The following is a 15,043-nucleotide window of genomic DNA, read 5'->3' as shown; positions in this document are numbered from 1 at the left end:
AAGATTAATAATGAAATCAACTAAATACCGAAATAATCATTTTACTGAAAATTAAGTATTCACTTTTAAAAGAAATAGAAGACGAACAAATGTAGTGGAAAACGTATATAAACGTGGTACTCAGGATACTCATTTCATACTCTGAAGTTTTTTAAACTGATTTTTTAACAATAAAAAATGGCTTTCACTGTATAATTCATGTTCAAAAACTAAAATCGTAACCGAATGGGAAATTTTGGTATTTTTGATTCTTAATAAAATTTAAAAATCCTTAAACAAAATAAATGATGGCCAACTGACCATCATTTACGTGTAGAACTAAAATATTTTAAGTTTAACTGATTACAAATCACAATTATTTTCAGTCTGTTCAGGTTTAAAAAATGCGACTGTAAAAATTATCTGAATTGAAAATTTAGATTTTAACTGATCCAAGGAACCAGCGTCTTTTTAAAATCTGTCAGCAATACGCAATCAACCTTTTTTATCTTCTCCTTCATTGTGCTGAAAACCTATCGCACGCCGCGGCGGCTCCACAGCTTTGTAAGATTCCAGTTCTGATTTTAATGCTTTTATTCTCGACTGAAAATCTTCAAGATTATTAATCACTGCATCGTTAAGGAACTGGGCAACCTGATCGAGGTATTCGGGAGTGAGTTTTGCGGCAGCTTCCCGAAGCGCAGAATTGATCAGATTCTGATCAATGATTAATTTTTCGTTTCTGGTTTTCTGATAGAGATTTTTAATTCTCTTCTTTAAACTTTGGCTGAAATCGATAATCATCGTGTTGCTGAACGTTTTCATTCTCCCCGAAACCGTATGCCAGAACGGAATTTTATCTGCTTTGTTGTGTTTCAGAATTTTGTAGAGTAAAGAATCTTCTTCAAGACCTTTCAGCATTGAATACAGAATAATCTCCGCTCTCTCAGCGGCGTTGGGAGGAAAAACAGGAACCAGAACATCAAATCTGCCGGGAGCGAGGATTTCTTCATCAATTTCCGAGACAGAATTGGCAGAACCCAGCATCAGAATATTTTCTGAAGTGAATCTGCTGATGTTGTGAAGAATAACTTCCTGCGTTTCCAGATTGCATGCGGCAATACTGTTTTCGGGATTTCTGTCCATCATTATTTCGTCAAAATCTTCCAGAAAAAGAGCCGTCTTTCCATTTTTGAGTATTGTAAGCAGAAAATCGTTGAAACTTGTCTGGGTACCATCTACGAAAGAAGTTGAAAGGTAATGTTTTTTGATTTCCTTAAATTCATAGCTGATGATTTCAGCAATTTTGTGAGCCCAGAAAATTTTTCCGCTTCCGGGAGGCCCATATAAAATAATTCCTGCAGGCTTATGAATTCCCCAGTCTTTGATCTGCTGAGGATTTAAAAACGGTTCCAAAACTCCCGAAATGTAAAAGAACAGATCACGGTAACCGATGAAATCTCTTTTTTGCAGGCTGGTTTTATTTCCGAAATAATTGTAAACGAACTGATAGTTTCCGCCCAGTTTCTGATCAACTCCAAAACTGGAAACCGATGATCTGAAAAAACCGTTGTCGAAAATATTATTCTGATTTTCCTTAATAACTTCCTCAACCTTTCCCTGAGGTTGTTTTATGGTTTCAGCTATTTCTTTGGCCGATTTATTTTCATCCAGATCTTTCTCGTACTGACGCAGAAAATCTGAATTTTCGCGGGCAAATTTTTCAAAATCATCTTTTACCTCAAAATTGGTGGAAATACACTCTCCGAGATCAAGATCAAAATCCTGAATAAATCTTTTAATGGCTTCGGGAGTTATGCTGAGTTCGTGTGCGAGTTCTGTAAGCTTCATATTCAAATATACTAAATTTTGCTTTTGCAAAATTGAGATTTGAGATTTGAGATTTGAGATTCGAATATTGATTCCGAAAACTTCAGCAACAAATTATCCTTATATTTAGGTTCTATAACAAACTAAAATTATTGGGAGAAATCATGAGATTACTTACAAATTTTCTACTTCTTTTATTATCTATTTTTATCACCTCTTGTGAAAAACAAAATTCAGGCTTTGACAGTGCTGAAAAAAGTATTAATTCTATTTTAAAAGATTTTCCGATGATAGATAGAAAATTAGAGAAATCAAAGGAATTAGATTTAGACTCTTTATCTATTTCTATATATAGAAATCCAGAAAAAATTGACTATGATGAAATTTTAGTTTTTCGTAAAAAAAATAAATTCTATGCAATTCCTTTCTTTTCAAACATGTATTTTGATTATTGGAATTTTGAGGGTGAAAAACAAAAACAATTATATGAGAAAACTAATACCAATTTCTCTATTGAACTAAAAAAGATTGTTACTGAGCTAAATCTTACTCAGGAAGAATTTGGATTGATCTTCGAAGAATTAATGGAAAATATTTTAAATACTGAAACAAATTTACATTTAAAACCAAAAATATTTCAAAATTATATTTATAGTATTAATAGAGTCGATAAATATAAAATTGAAGAAAATGATTCTTGTTTACGGAAAACAAATGAGATTTATAATAAAATTTTGAAAGACTTTAATCGAAAAGAAGCTTTAAGAAATAATCAATTCTATTTGGACAGTAAAAATGGTAGAGTTTACGAATTTATAAATGATAGCAGAAAAAAAGATGATTTTAAATTTAACGTTAAAACTTACCGTATTGAATGTTTTTCTTATAGATTAGAAATTTAATTATTTAAAACATTCCATCGACTTTGTAACAAACCTGTGAGTTTTCCTACTATTTAATCGTAAAGCAAAATAAACATGGAAAAAGTTTTATCAGTAAAAAATCTGACAAAAAAATTCAAAAGAGTCGTGGTGAACGGAATTTCTTTTGATGTTGAAAGAGGCAACGTCTACGGACTTCTCGGTCCGAACGGAAGCGGAAAATCTACCACTTTCGGAATGCTTCTTTCTACTATCAATCCCACTTCAGGCGAGTGGTACTGGTTTGGGAAAAAAGGTACAGATCCGGAAACCCTGAAAAGAATCGGTGCTATCATCGAGCAACCCAATTTCTATCCTTATCTGAGTGCAGAGAAAAATCTGAAAATCGTAGCTGAAATTAAGGGAACGCCTCACAGCAGAATCGACGAAGTTTTGGCAACGGTAGGGCTTCTGGAAAGAAAAAAAGATGCCTTCAAAACATTTTCACTCGGGATGAAACAGCGTCTTTCGATTGCCTCTTCCCTGCTCAACAATCCTGAAGTTTTAATTTTGGATGAGCCTACCAACGGACTCGATCCTGAAGGAATAATTCAGATCAGAGAAATCATTTCAACGATCGCAAAACAGGGAATTACCATCATTATCGCCAGTCACCTTCTGGATGAAATCGAAAAAATCTGCAGCCACGTGATCGTTTTAAAACAGGGAACGGCCATTTACGGCGGAAGAGTGGATGAAATGACCAGCAATAAAGGATTTTTTGAACTGAAAGCTGATAATAATGCTGTACTTCTGCAAACTTTGGAGAGTCTGAACTGGTTCAGTTCTGTAACTTCTGAAGGTGAGTTTGTAAAAGCTCATATCCGTGATGATGCTTCAATTTCAGCATCTATGCTGAATCAAAATCTGGCAGAAAAAGGCATTTATCTTTCTCATCTGAATAAGAAAAAACTTTCTCTTGAAACTCAATTCCTTGAACTTGTAAAAAACACTAAATAATCATGATTAAACTATTAAAATTAGAATACTATAAAAATCTGAATTATACACCATTTAAGATTTTTACAATCATGTATTTTGCGATACTGGTTATTTTTCTGTGTATCGGTTTGATTGACGTGAAAGTTTTTGGAAGCACCATCAATCTGAAAGAACAGGGAATGTACAACTTCCCGGGCGTGTGGAATTTTACAACCTGGACAGTTGCATTGCTGAAAATATTTTTGGGGCTGATCATTGTTTTTTCAATCTGCCAGGAATTCAGCAACAGAATGTTTAAACAAAATACAATTGACGGTTTAAGCAGAGAAGAATTTATTGGCTCAAAACTTTTGACTATCGGTATTTTCACATTGATTTCTACAATTCTTGTGTTTGCGATCACGCTGTTTTTGGGATATCAGTATTCAAACACAACAGATTCAGCTCTTGTTTATCAGGAAATATTTTTCATTGGAAATTATTTCCTTAAACTGTTTACATTCTTCTGCTTTCTGATGTTTTTATCTATATTACTTAGAAAATCCATCTTCGTTTTCTTAGCTTTTTTTGGGATCTGGGTGGGAGAATCTATTCTTGCCGGAATTGAAACCTACACTAAAGTTGCCGGAACGCAAGCCGCAGAACGCACGAAAATTTTACAGAACGACTTTTTCATCAGTAAACTTTTTCCTTTGGAAAGTATGTCCAGTTTAATTCCCAATCCGATGGTAAGGACAAATATGGCAAAAATGATGAATTTAAAATACGAATTTACCTATCCTACAGAAAGTCTAATTGCCTGCATCGTTTGGTGTGCAATATTTATCGGAGGATCTTATTTGATTTTGAAGAAGAGAGATTGGTAAGTTGATTTGAAATTTGACGTTTGAAATTTGAAATTTGAAATTTGAATAAAATTGAAATATTACTATTACAAGAAAGTGATTCTTTATGGATCACTTTTGTTTTTTTTATACTTTTAAATAAAATTAAATTTGGATGAAAACAAAATTCATCAACAATCTAATCCTGATTTTAATTTTGATGAGCGTAACTTCCTGCTCACAATCTCAGGATAAGACTACGTTGTCTGTCGCCTTCGAAAATAATAAGACCGACGAAAAACCAGTTTTAGATTCAGTAAAAACACATAATAAAGCTAGTGAAGCTTTGGATTTCTGTAAGAAAAATAAATTCAATACAGATTTTGCAATTTTAATTGATATGAGTCTGCACTCAGGTCTAAAAAGATTTTTTGTATATGATTTTAAAACTAAAAAAATAACCCAGCAACATCTTGTCGGTCATGGCTGCGGAAATAACAGCTGGAGCTCGGATGATTCAAAAGACAGTCCGGAATTCAGTAATGTAGATGGAAGCCACCTTTCATCTTTGGGTAAATATAAAATCGGGGCGAGAGGTGTGAGCGAATGGGGCGTGAAAACAAAATATCTGATGCACGGCCTCGAAAATACCAACAGCAATGCCTTAAAAAGAGTTATCGTTTTTCATTCGTGGGAAAGAATGAATGATGAGGAAATCTTCCCAAAAGGATCACCGGAAGGCTGGGGTTGCCCCACGCTGTCCAACAATGCATTTTTACAGGTCGACCCAATTTTGAAAAGTTCTTCAAAACCGGTTTTAATGTGGATTTATGAATAAAAAAAGACCGCCTCGCGGCGATCTCTAACCAAACACTAATAAACTATGAAAACGTATTATTTTTTATCTAAAAGAGAAATATAATCTCCGTAGCCTTTGCCTTTCATTTCCGCTTTCGGAACAAACTTCAGCGATGCTGAATTGATGCAGTATCTTAATCCTCCTTTATCTTTAGGTCCGTCGTCGAAAACGTGACCTAAATGGGCGTTCCCAGTTTTACTTCTTACTTCTGTTCTTTCCATTCCGGCTGAGCGGTCTACTTTCTCGTCGATCAGTTTCTGCGTAATCGGCTTAGAAAAACTTGGCCATCCACAACCTGATTCAAATTTGTCTGTTGAGATGAAAAGCGGCTCGCCTGTTGTGATATCCACATAAATTCCTTCACGTGTTTCGTCCCAGTATTCATTTTCAAACGGCATTTCAGTTCCATTTTCCTGAGTTACTCTGTATTGCTCGGAAGTCAGGTTCTTTTTTAAGGTATTTTTATCCTGCTTCTCATATTTTGTAGATTTGGCAGGAAGTGGATTTGCATTTTTTGCCATCTCAAACAATCCCGGTTCAATGTGACAGTAACCTCCCGGATTTTTTACGAGATAATCCTGATGATAAGCTTCTGCACTATAAAAATTCTTCAACGGAATGGTTTCGACCAACACCGGTTTTTTATAGTTTTTAGCTAGTTTTTCAACCTCCGATTTTATGATTGCTTCTGTTTCTTTATCTGTAGAATAGATCCCTGTTCTGTATTGATTTCCTCTGTCATTTCCCTGCTGGTCTTTGCTGGTAGGATCGATCGTTTTAAAATACAGATCAATAAGTAATTTTAAATCTACCTGTTCCGGATCGTATTTTACTTTTACCGTCTCTGCGAAGCCTGTTGTGTGACTGATTACTTCTTCGTAGGTTGGATTTTTCTTATTTCCGTTGGCGTAACCAACTTCTGTTGCGACCACTCCCCTGATTTGCTGAAAGAAATGCTCAGTTCCCCAGAAACATCCTCCCGCAAAATAAACCTCCTTCAGATTTTTGTTATCCATCTCTTCTTTTTTTTCACGTTCAGATGAACTTTCTTTAGATTTTACAGCCTTTTCACATGAATTTGCAAAAGCTGTAATCCCGAAAACGAAAGCTATCAAAACCAGTATATTTTTCATTTTATCTTTATTGAACATTGTTTAATATTTATCATTTTTAAAACCATCAAATGTGATCAAATTTCAGGCAAATAAACTGTAAACTCAAAAGATAATCTCTATCCGGTTTATAATGATTTACGAGATTTTTTCATCAGTGGATTTCAAAAGCTAAGTATTGTTGAGTTAATAAAATGTTAATTTAAAATCAGATACTTATCATTGAAATCAAGCCTTAATTTAGATAAGAAATTTTGGTAAAGGTTAGGTCAAAATTGAATAAAATTTTAAAACTGAAGAATGTGAACATTAATTATAGGTTTTCTGAAATACTTCACCGAAACTCACAAATAATGAATTGTAAGGCACGACAATTGGTTTTAATGAAAATGATATATTTGCATAATCTTAAAAATTGAAAAGCCTGAACTATGGGAAAGAAAAAATATAAAAAACAACTGCTGAATTCTCTGAAATCGCTGAGTACAACGGAACATTACATTCTGGAAAGCATGACCAATCTGATGCTTCTGGGAGAATTCAAGAAAAACAAAATTGAATTTAAAGACGGTGACACTTTCAGTTTTAAAGATAATATTTTTGATTACAGTGAAGATAAAAACGTCAGAAAACTGGCAGAGCTCAGAAGAAAAATGATGAAAACGATGAACAAAATTGTCGTTAAAAACAAATTTAAAGATAAGGAAATCAAGTTTTTAAGCTAAATCCTGACAGATCAAATTTCATCAACTGTCAAGTACAAATGCAAAAAAGTCCCGAATTACCGGGACTTTTTGTATATAATGATTTATAGAAATTACTTCTTCGATTTTTCCTTCAGTTCTTCTTTGTCTTTATCTGACGGATTCCAGACTTTCACCTCAGCATTTTTACCGATACCGGAAAGAATCTGAACATTGATACCGTCGCTGGCACCCAGTTTTACATTTACTTTTTTAAATTTTCCGTCTGCCTGTTTCACTTCAACGAAAGGAATATCTTTTCCGTTCTTTTTATCGTACTGAATTAAAGATTCATCCAAAAGCAGAGCATTTTTCTCTGATTTTAAAACGATTTCGCCATTGGCAGAAAAACCGGCTCTGATGTATTCATTATTTGGATTTTTCACATCACCTTCTACAGGAAATTTAATGGTTCCGTTTTCGTCTTTCCCTTTCGGAGCAATCATCGTAAGTGTTCCCGGAAAAGTTTTGTTTTGAAGTGCACCAATAACGATGTTCATTCCCATTCCCTGCTTCAGTTTTCCTGCCTGAGCTTCATCAATTTCACCCTGGAAAATCAGTGAATTCAAATCTGCAATCGAACAGATCGTTGTCCCCGCATTGAAGGAGTTCGCTTCAATTACCTGACTTCCCACTTTCACAGGAACTTCAAGTACAGTTCCCGCAGCTTTTGAACGGATTTGTGTAGTTGCCAAGCCCTGCAATTCAGGAATAGCACCCGTTTTTACGATCTGTAAAGATTTCTGAGCCGTTACCAGTTGCTGATTTGCATTTCTGAGAGCCTGTTGCTGTGTATACAGTTGCTGTTGGGCCGTAAGATATTCCTGTTTGGAAATTACGCCTTGTTTATAAAGTTTTTCAGACATTCCAAACTGAGTCTGCGCGTTGGAAAGATTCATTTTAGCATTGCTGATCTGAAGCTGTGAATTCTGAACATTTTGCGTTGCATTATTAACCTCCGCAATGTTTGGAATAATTCTCACGGTAGCAATCAACTGTCCTGCCTCTACTCTGTCGCCCTCATCTACCAGGATTTTATCAATAATTCCGGCAATGTTGGGTTTAATTTCAATCTCTTCCTTTGGAATAATTTTTCCCGTAGCCATCACCTTGTCATCCATAGTCTGAACGGTAGGTTTTCTCGTTAAAAAGGTTACGCTTTCCTTGGAATTTGATTTCACCAGATATCTGATTCCCAGGATGAGGATGCCTGCGAAAATAATTCCGAGGACAATGTAGATCGCTTTTTTCCAGCTGAACTTCTTTTTCATATATAGTTTATTTTTTTTATTTTTATTTAAATTGAATTTTGAGTGAATACAATTTTTATTTATTTCATTTATTTTCTAAAATGATCCCGCCCTTTACTATGTATAATCTTCGATTTCAGGAATTTTTTCAAAATCTATTATTTTACAAGATATTGACTTCCGCACGATAAAGGCTTTTAAACTTTTGTTTTTAAACTTGGTTCTTTTTACTTTTTACTTGGCTCTTTTTATCTGGCTCTTCAAAAACCTACTCCGATCTCAACGCCTCTATCGGCCGTATTTTCACAGCTCTCTGCGCGGGAATCATTCCGATGATAAGACCTAAAAAGACCATCACAGACATTGCTGAAAAAACGTTTCCGTAGTTCACGGTTGGATTATAGAACGGAAATTCTTCCTGTCCCTGTGTTGCCAAATCCAATCCCATCAGTAAAAGAATTCCGAAAATAAATCCTAAAAGCCCCGAGGACAGTGTAATTACAACACTTTCAAGCAGAATCTGATTGCGGACTTCTGACGGTTTTGCCCCTAAAGCTCTCCGGATTCCGATTTCTTTGGTTCTTTCTTTTACAGTAATCAGAAGAATATTTGATATGGCGATAACTCCGGCAAGAATCGTTAAAGTTCCTACGATGATGGTTAAAAGCTGCATTCCATCCAAAAATCCTGTCAGTTTTTTAAATTCCTTTCCGAGATTGAAACTTCCAAACGCGTTGGTGTCTTCAGGCGAAACTTTGTTTTTATTCTTTAAAACGTTTTTAATCTGTACTTCCACTTCACTCACCTCAGCATCGGGCTTGCTTACCACTGAAAACACATCGATTTTATCTCCGTTATTGAATAATCTTGTGAAAGATGAAAGCGGAATATAGACAGTCCTGTCATTTTCCATCGGGCCACCTCTTTTTACTCTGAAAACTCCGATAACATTAAAGAAGACCCCTTTTACATTAATAGATCTCCCAAGAGGATTTTCATTTTTCTTTGCATCAAAAAAGTTTTTATAAATTTCTTCTCCGATGACGGCTACATTTTTATTTTGTGATAAATCGGCATCATTCAGATATCTTCCGAAAATCAGTTTTTTCTCTGAAATTTTATTTCCTATCGGTGAATCTCCCGTCAGCGTGTAGGTAGCGTATTTTCCGTTTCTTGACATCTGCTCGCCGGCACTTCCAAAATTACCCCGCGAATTTTGAGGAGAGATATAGTCTACCTGCGGCACTTTCCGTTCCAGAAGGTCAATATCTGAAAGGTGAAGATCCATCTCTCTGCCCTTTGGAAAACCTTCGTAAGGTATAGAAGTATTCTGTGCCCACAGAAAAATGGTATTGGTCGCAAATCCTGAGAAAAGTTTATCAAAACCATTTTCCATACCCTTTGCAGCACCGAGAAGACTCACGTAGAGAAACATTCCCCAGCCCACACCAATCATGGTAAGAAAGGTACGGAGCTGATTATTCCTCAAAGAATAATAAATTTCCTGCCATGTATCTTTGCTAAATAGAATATTCATTTTTTTAATATCAATTTTTTACTTTGTAAAAGTGAATTTGCTTTGCAGTGAAGTTTGCTTCGCAAGTCAATTTCTTTAAATCAATCGTGAATTTTATTCATTAAAAATTCACTTACGAAGTAAAATTGACCATTCACCATTCACTTCAAACTATTCCGTTCTCAATGCCTCAATCGGTTTTATTTTCGAAGCTCTGTAAGCCGGAACAAATCCCGCAATCAAACCTGAAAGCACCAGTGCTACGAAAGCCATTACAATTTCTGTAGTCCCGACGCTCGGGTTTTTGATGAAGTATTCTTCCAGACTGTCACCAATGAGATGTAGGGTTAAAATTCCAATCCCAACACCTACAAGACCTGATACCACTGTGATGACAACACTTTCCTGCACAATCAGTCCGACAATACTTGAAGGTTTTGCTCCAATGGCTTTTCTGACACCGATTTCCTTTGTACGCTCTTTTACGATATAGACCATGATGTTGCTGATGCCGATAATTCCGGCAAGGAGAGTTCCTAACCCAATGAAACCGACAATTGCAGTAAGAACAGCCATAAACACGAAGGTATCACTCATATTCTGTGCATTGTTCCATACGCGGACACCGTTTTCGTCATCAGGTGACACGTTTTTTCTCGATTTGAGTTTCTCCTTCAGTTCATCTCCGTACTTGATTGCCTGATCGGGTGTCAGTTTTTCGTCGTACGCAATAAAAGTGGTAGTCACCGTATCAGAACCTTTTTTCATCTGCTGAAGCGTTGAAATCGGTACAGAAATATGTCTTTCATCCCAGTCACCACCGTCATCTGAGAAGACGCCGACCACTTTGAACATCGTTCCGTTGATGTCGATATCTTTTCCTACAGGATTTCCGTTTTTAATTAAATCCCGCTGCACCATTCTGCCGATTACCGCTACATTCTGCTTGTTTTTCAAATCATTCGGAGAAAGATATCTGCCATCCAAAAGCTTTCTGTTTTCAATAAATTTCTCATCGGTAACCGAGCCGTTTATCTGATAATTCCCACTTTCTTTTCCGTATTTTACCAAGAGACTGGCTGTGTATCTCGGACTTGCGTAACCTACTTTTTCTTTATCTGCATTGACCAGAAAATCGTAATCATCATTATTCATTATCACTTCACGGTCAGCTTGCAAACCTTTGTAGGCAATGGTAGTTTTTCCTGTTGCAATTGTAATCAGGTTCTGTGCATCTCTCGCAAAACCTTCTGTAAAAGCATTCTGCAGGCCTTTACCAATTCCGAAAAGAACAATAAAAATGAAAAGCCCCAGCGCCACGGTAAAGCCCGAAAGCACCGTACGCAAAACATTGCTCCGGATTGAACTGAATATTTCCTGCCAACGGTCTAAGTCAAACATAATTTTGTTTTTTACTTTGTAAAAAGTCAATTTGCTTCGCAGTGAATTTTGCAAGCAAGTCAATTATTTTCAATGTCAATTTTAAGCTCATGCAATCAATTTTTAATTAAATTCTATCAAATTCTTTCAACGCAAAATTGACTATTCACAATTGATTACTTCAACATTCCACTCAAAAGAATGAATGTTGTTTTTAATTTATTTCCTACTTTTTCTAAATCATGCAAAGCTAAATACTCAGACTCTACAACAATATCAAAACAAGAATCTAATTCTATTACGGAACCTCTTGCCACTTCAAAATATCTCTTTCTTTCATTCTCAGATCTTCTTGAACAACCCTCTGTAATATTCAAAACGACTGACGTAGAAGCTCTTCGCATTTGGTCTGTTAAGTTATACTTCTCCTCTATTGGAAGTACTTTTAATATTTTATAACATTCAAATCTTAGTTCTTTGGCAGATTTGTACACATCAAGTTTATAATGATTTAGATTTAAAAACATTTTTTTTCTTATTTAAATTATTTGTGTTCTCTTTATATAAATTCACTTGCAAAGCAAAATTGACCATTCACAATTCACTTTACAACACAATCTGCTTAATAAACTCATCACTCTCAATAATTCCGTCTTTCAGGATGACGTTTCTTTTGGTTTGGGCGGCTACGTCGGGTTCGTGGGTTACTACGATGATGGTTTTTCCTTCGTTATTGATGTCCTGAAGGAGTTTCATAATGTCGTGCGTTGTTTTTGAGTCTAATGCTCCGGTTGGCTCATCTGCCAAAACGACTTTTGGATCAGTGATCAAAGCTCTTGCGATTGCCACTCTTTGTTTCTGTCCACCCGAAAGTTCGTTGGGAAGATGCGTTGCCCATTGTGCAAGACCTACTTTTTCAAGATATTCCATTGCCTTGAGGTTGCGCTCTTTTCTCGGCACGTTTTGGTAATATAAAGGAAGAGCGACGTTGTCTAAAGCGGTTTTGTAACCAATCAGATTGAAAGACTGGAACACGAAACCTAAAAATTTTGAGCGGTATTCCGCAGCTTTCACTTCATTGAGGTGCTCGATAGGAATTCCGTCGAGGTCGTAAACGCCGCTGTCTTTCTCGTCGAGAATTCCGATGATGTTCAGTAACGTAGATTTTCCGGAGCCGGAACTTCCCATAATGGAGACAAATTCTCCTGCCGAAATGGTAAGATCAATGCCCTTCAGTACGTGAAGTTTGCTTTTTCCTGTATCGTATGATTTGTGTAAATCCTGAATTACTAGCATGAAGTGGTCCTTGTTTTTGTACTCTATAAGTAGTAGGCAGAAAAGATTTGTTACAAATACCGCAATTAATTAGAAAAAAAGACATGTTTAACATTAAATAACTTAATAATCAGACCAATACAAAAAACTGTTTAACTCCAGATTTCACAGAGACGGTTTTTAATTGCCATAATGCACTCTAAACCAATAGCAGAGCGAGTTTTGGGTAATTGTGGAAAACTTTTAAGGTTAAAAGACAGCCAATTAGTCTTTACCCCTTTTTAAATCAGTTCTTTTTTTCGAACTTTGTGCTTCGCACGGTACAGGAGATGAATGAGCATGACGGTTGATAAGTTCAAGATTTAAACATCAACGAATCAGAAAGTTATACATCGCCTGAGTTTTATACACAGTGATCATTTTTTTAAATTTTAAAGACATTACAATTCGATATGGGAATTTTTGATAAAAGAGTAAGCTACAAGCCATTTGAGTATCCTGAAGTTCTTCAGTTTACAGAAGCGATCAACAAATCTTTCTGGGTACACTCGGAAGTAGATTTCACGGCAGATGTTCAGGATTTTCAGTCGCAGCTGGAGCCGCACGAGAAAAATGCGGTAAAAAATGCACTTTTGGCGATTGCTCAGATCGAAGTTTCGGTAAAGTCGTTTTGGGGTAATCTTTACAACCACCTTCCGAAGCCTGAACTGAACGGTTTGGGAGCGACGTTTGCAGAATGTGAATTCCGTCATTCGGAAGCGTATTCGCGTTTGCTTGAGGTGTTGGGCTATAATGAAGAGTTTCTTCATGTGGTGGAAGTTCCTGCCCTGAAAAAGAGAATTCAGTTTTTATCTAATGTGCTGAAACATGCCAACTCTGCAACGCCTAAAGAGTATGTTTCGTCTTTGCTTCTGTTCAGTATTCTGATTGAGAATGTGTCTTTATTCTCGCAGTTTGCGATTATTTTATCATTCACTAGATTTAAAGGCTTCATGAAAAACGTTTCCAATATTATTGCCTGGACGTCTATCGATGAGCAGATTCACGCGAACGGCGGAATTTACCTGATAAATAAAATCCGTGAAGAGCAGCCGGATCTTTTGACTGATTCTGATATTGAAGATATTTACACTTTGGTAGATCAGTCTATCGAACTTGAAGGAGAAATTCTTGACTGGATTTTTGAAATGGGCGAACTGGATAAATTCTCTAAACAGGATTTGATTAACTTTATGAAATACCGTGTTGACGAAAGTTTAACCAAAATCAACATGGAAAAACGTTATAATACTACTGCAGAACAGTACAGCCCGATGAAATGGTTTGAAGAAGAAGTTTTTGCTAATTCTATGGATGATTTCTTCGCAAAAAGACCGGTGGATTATACAAAGCATGATAAGAGTATTACGGCGAATGACTTGTTTTAAATTGAAATAAAATGGGTATATTTTTCATATCATATCATTCTAATATTTTCAAGAAAAATATAGAATTAGAGAATAAAATAAAACTTGTTTCTTCTAATTTTATTGAAGTTTTCCCTAATACATGGTTTATTGTTTCTACATCAATAGGACACGATTTGCAAAAGATTTTTTCAACGTTTATCACAGATGACGAGCAATTATTAATAACAGAAACCACAGGTGATGTTTCGTGTATTGGTATTAACAACAATACAATTGATTTTCTTAACTCTTACTGCTAATAAATTTATTGCATATTCTAAAAAGAGAGTTATGACTAGTCAACTCAAAAAATAATTAGAAAAACCTAACGGTTTGACTAAATATCAATAGGAACGAGCTTTATCCCGTTTAAAAAAGAAGAAATTCATTTGGCTTTAGCCAAAACTTACAAAGCTAGCGCCGAAACAGTTAGTATTAGACATGTCATGCTGAGCTTTTCGAAGCATTTGTATAAAAGATGAGATTGCTTCGTTCCTCGCAATGACAAAAATAGAAAAGATGATTAACGTAATCGTAAGTTATACCGTAAAACCTGAGTTTGTTTCTGAAAACAAAAGCAATATTCAGAAGTTTTTGAATGATTTTAAAACTTTAAACCAGACAAAATTTGAGTATAAAGTTTTTGTGAAAGAAGACGGTGTTACGTTTGTTCATTTTTCAAATTATGAAAACGAAGAAGTGCAGAATGAGGTTTTAAACATTCCGTCCTTCAAAGAATTTCAGAGGTTAAGAGACGAAAGCGGACTGAATGATTCTCATAAAGTAGAGTTTTTACAGCCTGTTTAAATATCACTAGGAACGGGCTTTAGCCCGTTTGCAAAAAGAGGAAGTTCATTTGGCTTTAGCCAAAACTTATTAATGGATTGCCTCGTTCCTCGCAAAAACGGGATTCAGTGGTAAGGGAAAACAAAACGTCGTCTTAGCCCTGATTGCAGCGGCATCCT

General features: G+C 35.6%; 15 protein-coding genes. 8 read left to right on the top strand and 7 right to left on the bottom strand.

Features of this window, described 5'->3' with window-relative positions; genetic code table 11:
* Positions 1 to 474 precede the first annotated feature (474 nt).
* Entirely contained in the window at positions 475 to 1,830 is a 1,356-nt protein-coding gene (locus ASG21_RS06100) for an ATP-binding protein (protein WP_056077076.1), read from the bottom strand.
* Between the two features lie 143 nt (positions 1,831 to 1,973).
* On the opposite strand from ASG21_RS06100, the gene ASG21_RS06095 reads away from it, so the two are divergent.
* The 4 genes from ASG21_RS06095 to ASG21_RS06080 all read left to right on the top strand — a co-directional run bounded on the left by ASG21_RS06095 (position 1,974) and on the right by ASG21_RS06080 (position 5,333).
* The gene (locus ASG21_RS06095) at positions 1,974 to 2,711 is read left to right on the top strand and encodes a hypothetical protein (RefSeq protein ID WP_056077074.1); all 738 of its coding nucleotides are present in this window, start codon (positions 1,974 to 1,976) and stop codon (positions 2,709 to 2,711) included.
* Between the two features lie 75 nt (positions 2,712 to 2,786).
* The gene (locus ASG21_RS06090; protein WP_056077072.1) at positions 2,787 to 3,689 is read left to right on the top strand and encodes an ATP-binding cassette domain-containing protein; all 903 of its coding nucleotides are present in this window, start codon (positions 2,787 to 2,789) and stop codon (positions 3,687 to 3,689) included.
* Between the two features lie 2 nt (positions 3,690 to 3,691).
* Positions 3,692 to 4,537 carry an ABC transporter permease subunit gene (locus tag ASG21_RS06085; RefSeq protein WP_056077070.1) on the top strand — a complete coding sequence of 282 codons (846 nt, stop codon included), beginning with the start codon at positions 3,692 to 3,694 and terminating at the stop codon, positions 4,535 to 4,537.
* 133 nt (positions 4,538 to 4,670) lie between these two features.
* Positions 4,671 to 5,333, top strand: coding sequence for a murein L,D-transpeptidase catalytic domain-containing protein (locus tag ASG21_RS06080; protein WP_056077068.1), 663 nt, complete (start codon positions 4,671 to 4,673; stop codon positions 5,331 to 5,333).
* A gap of 56 nt (positions 5,334 to 5,389) precedes the next feature.
* Here the strand turns inward: ASG21_RS06080 and msrB are convergent, their stop codons facing one another.
* Positions 5,390 to 6,487: a peptide-methionine (R)-S-oxide reductase MsrB gene (gene msrB, locus ASG21_RS06075; RefSeq protein WP_082482440.1), complete on the bottom strand. Its 1,098-nt coding sequence runs from the start codon at positions 6,485 to 6,487 to the stop codon at positions 5,390 to 5,392.
* 410 nt (positions 6,488 to 6,897) lie between these two features.
* Between msrB and ASG21_RS06070 the strand changes: the two genes are divergently transcribed.
* Entirely contained in the window at positions 6,898 to 7,191 is a 294-nt protein-coding gene (locus ASG21_RS06070; protein ID WP_056077064.1) for a hypothetical protein, read from the top strand.
* Between the two features lie 92 nt (positions 7,192 to 7,283).
* Here ASG21_RS06070 and ASG21_RS06065 read toward each other — a convergent pair whose 3' ends face one another.
* The 5 genes from ASG21_RS06065 to ASG21_RS06045 all read right to left on the bottom strand — a co-directional run bounded on the left by ASG21_RS06065 (position 7,284) and on the right by ASG21_RS06045 (position 12,651).
* A complete protein-coding gene (locus ASG21_RS06065) occupies positions 7,284 to 8,480 on the bottom strand; it encodes an efflux RND transporter periplasmic adaptor subunit (RefSeq protein WP_056077063.1) in 1,197 nt (398 codons plus the stop codon).
* A 247-nt stretch (positions 8,481 to 8,727) separates the two neighbouring features.
* Positions 8,728 to 9,996, bottom strand: coding sequence for an ABC transporter permease (locus ASG21_RS06060; protein ID WP_056077061.1), 1,269 nt, complete (start codon positions 9,994 to 9,996; stop codon positions 8,728 to 8,730).
* 150 nt (positions 9,997 to 10,146) lie between these two features.
* A complete protein-coding gene (locus ASG21_RS06055) occupies positions 10,147 to 11,376 on the bottom strand; it encodes an ABC transporter permease (protein ID WP_056077059.1) in 1,230 nt (409 codons plus the stop codon).
* Positions 11,377 to 11,531: 155 nt separating this feature from the next.
* Entirely contained in the window at positions 11,532 to 11,882 is a 351-nt protein-coding gene (locus ASG21_RS06050; RefSeq protein ID WP_056077057.1) for a four helix bundle protein, read from the bottom strand.
* 79 nt (positions 11,883 to 11,961) lie between these two features.
* Positions 11,962 to 12,651, bottom strand: coding sequence for an ABC transporter ATP-binding protein (locus ASG21_RS06045; RefSeq protein ID WP_056077055.1), 690 nt, complete (start codon positions 12,649 to 12,651; stop codon positions 11,962 to 11,964).
* Between the two features lie 431 nt (positions 12,652 to 13,082).
* On the opposite strand from ASG21_RS06045, the gene ASG21_RS06040 reads away from it, so the two are divergent.
* The 3 genes from ASG21_RS06040 (at position 13,083) to ASG21_RS06030 (ending at position 14,885) form a co-directional block, all read left to right on the top strand.
* Complete coding sequence (locus ASG21_RS06040) at positions 13,083 to 14,057, top strand: ribonucleotide-diphosphate reductase subunit beta (RefSeq protein ID WP_056077054.1); 975 nt, start codon at positions 13,083 to 13,085, stop codon at positions 14,055 to 14,057.
* Between the two features lie 11 nt (positions 14,058 to 14,068).
* A complete protein-coding gene (locus ASG21_RS06035; protein WP_056077052.1) occupies positions 14,069 to 14,338 on the top strand; it encodes a hypothetical protein in 270 nt (89 codons plus the stop codon).
* Between the two features lie 259 nt (positions 14,339 to 14,597).
* Positions 14,598 to 14,885 carry a hypothetical protein gene (locus tag ASG21_RS06030; RefSeq protein WP_056082185.1) on the top strand — a complete coding sequence of 96 codons (288 nt, stop codon included), beginning with the start codon at positions 14,598 to 14,600 and terminating at the stop codon, positions 14,883 to 14,885.
* Positions 14,886 to 15,043: the final 158 nt, after the last annotated feature.

Source organism: Chryseobacterium sp. Leaf394, assembly GCF_001424105.1.
Taxonomy (GTDB): Bacteria; Bacteroidota; Bacteroidia; order Flavobacteriales; family Weeksellaceae; genus Chryseobacterium.
Note: the sequence above shows the minus strand (reverse complement) of the source record. Positions and strands in the feature narration are given on the sequence as shown.

Bases quoted from the DNA above. Each gene is read 5' to 3' on its own strand.
- ASG21_RS06100 (WP_056077076.1), bottom strand. From the start codon at position 1,830: ATGAAGCTTACAGAACTCGCACACGAACTCAGCATAACTCCCGAAGCC.
- ASG21_RS06095 (WP_056077074.1), top strand. From the start codon at position 1,974: ATGAGATTACTTACAAATTTTCTACTTCTTTTATTATCTATTTTTATC.
- ASG21_RS06090 (WP_056077072.1), top strand. From the start codon at position 2,787: ATGGAAAAAGTTTTATCAGTAAAAAATCTGACAAAAAAATTCAAAAGA.
- ASG21_RS06085 (WP_056077070.1), top strand. From the start codon at position 3,692: ATGATTAAACTATTAAAATTAGAATACTATAAAAATCTGAATTATACA.
- ASG21_RS06080 (WP_056077068.1), top strand. From the start codon at position 4,671: ATGAAAACAAAATTCATCAACAATCTAATCCTGATTTTAATTTTGATG.
- msrB (WP_082482440.1), bottom strand. From the start codon at position 6,487: ATGAAAAATATACTGGTTTTGATAGCTTTCGTTTTCGGGATTACAGCT.
- ASG21_RS06070 (WP_056077064.1), top strand. From the start codon at position 6,898: ATGGGAAAGAAAAAATATAAAAAACAACTGCTGAATTCTCTGAAATCG.
- ASG21_RS06065 (WP_056077063.1), bottom strand. From the start codon at position 8,480: ATGAAAAAGAAGTTCAGCTGGAAAAAAGCGATCTACATTGTCCTCGGA.
- ASG21_RS06060 (WP_056077061.1), bottom strand. From the start codon at position 9,996: ATGAATATTCTATTTAGCAAAGATACATGGCAGGAAATTTATTATTCT.
- ASG21_RS06055 (WP_056077059.1), bottom strand. From the start codon at position 11,376: ATGTTTGACTTAGACCGTTGGCAGGAAATATTCAGTTCAATCCGGAGC.
- ASG21_RS06050 (WP_056077057.1), bottom strand. From the start codon at position 11,882: ATGTTTTTAAATCTAAATCATTATAAACTTGATGTGTACAAATCTGCC.
- ASG21_RS06045 (WP_056077055.1), bottom strand. From the start codon at position 12,651: ATGCTAGTAATTCAGGATTTACACAAATCATACGATACAGGAAAAAGC.
- ASG21_RS06040 (WP_056077054.1), top strand. From the start codon at position 13,083: ATGGGAATTTTTGATAAAAGAGTAAGCTACAAGCCATTTGAGTATCCT.
- ASG21_RS06035 (WP_056077052.1), top strand. From the start codon at position 14,069: ATGGGTATATTTTTCATATCATATCATTCTAATATTTTCAAGAAAAAT.
- ASG21_RS06030 (WP_056082185.1), top strand. From the start codon at position 14,598: ATGATTAACGTAATCGTAAGTTATACCGTAAAACCTGAGTTTGTTTCT.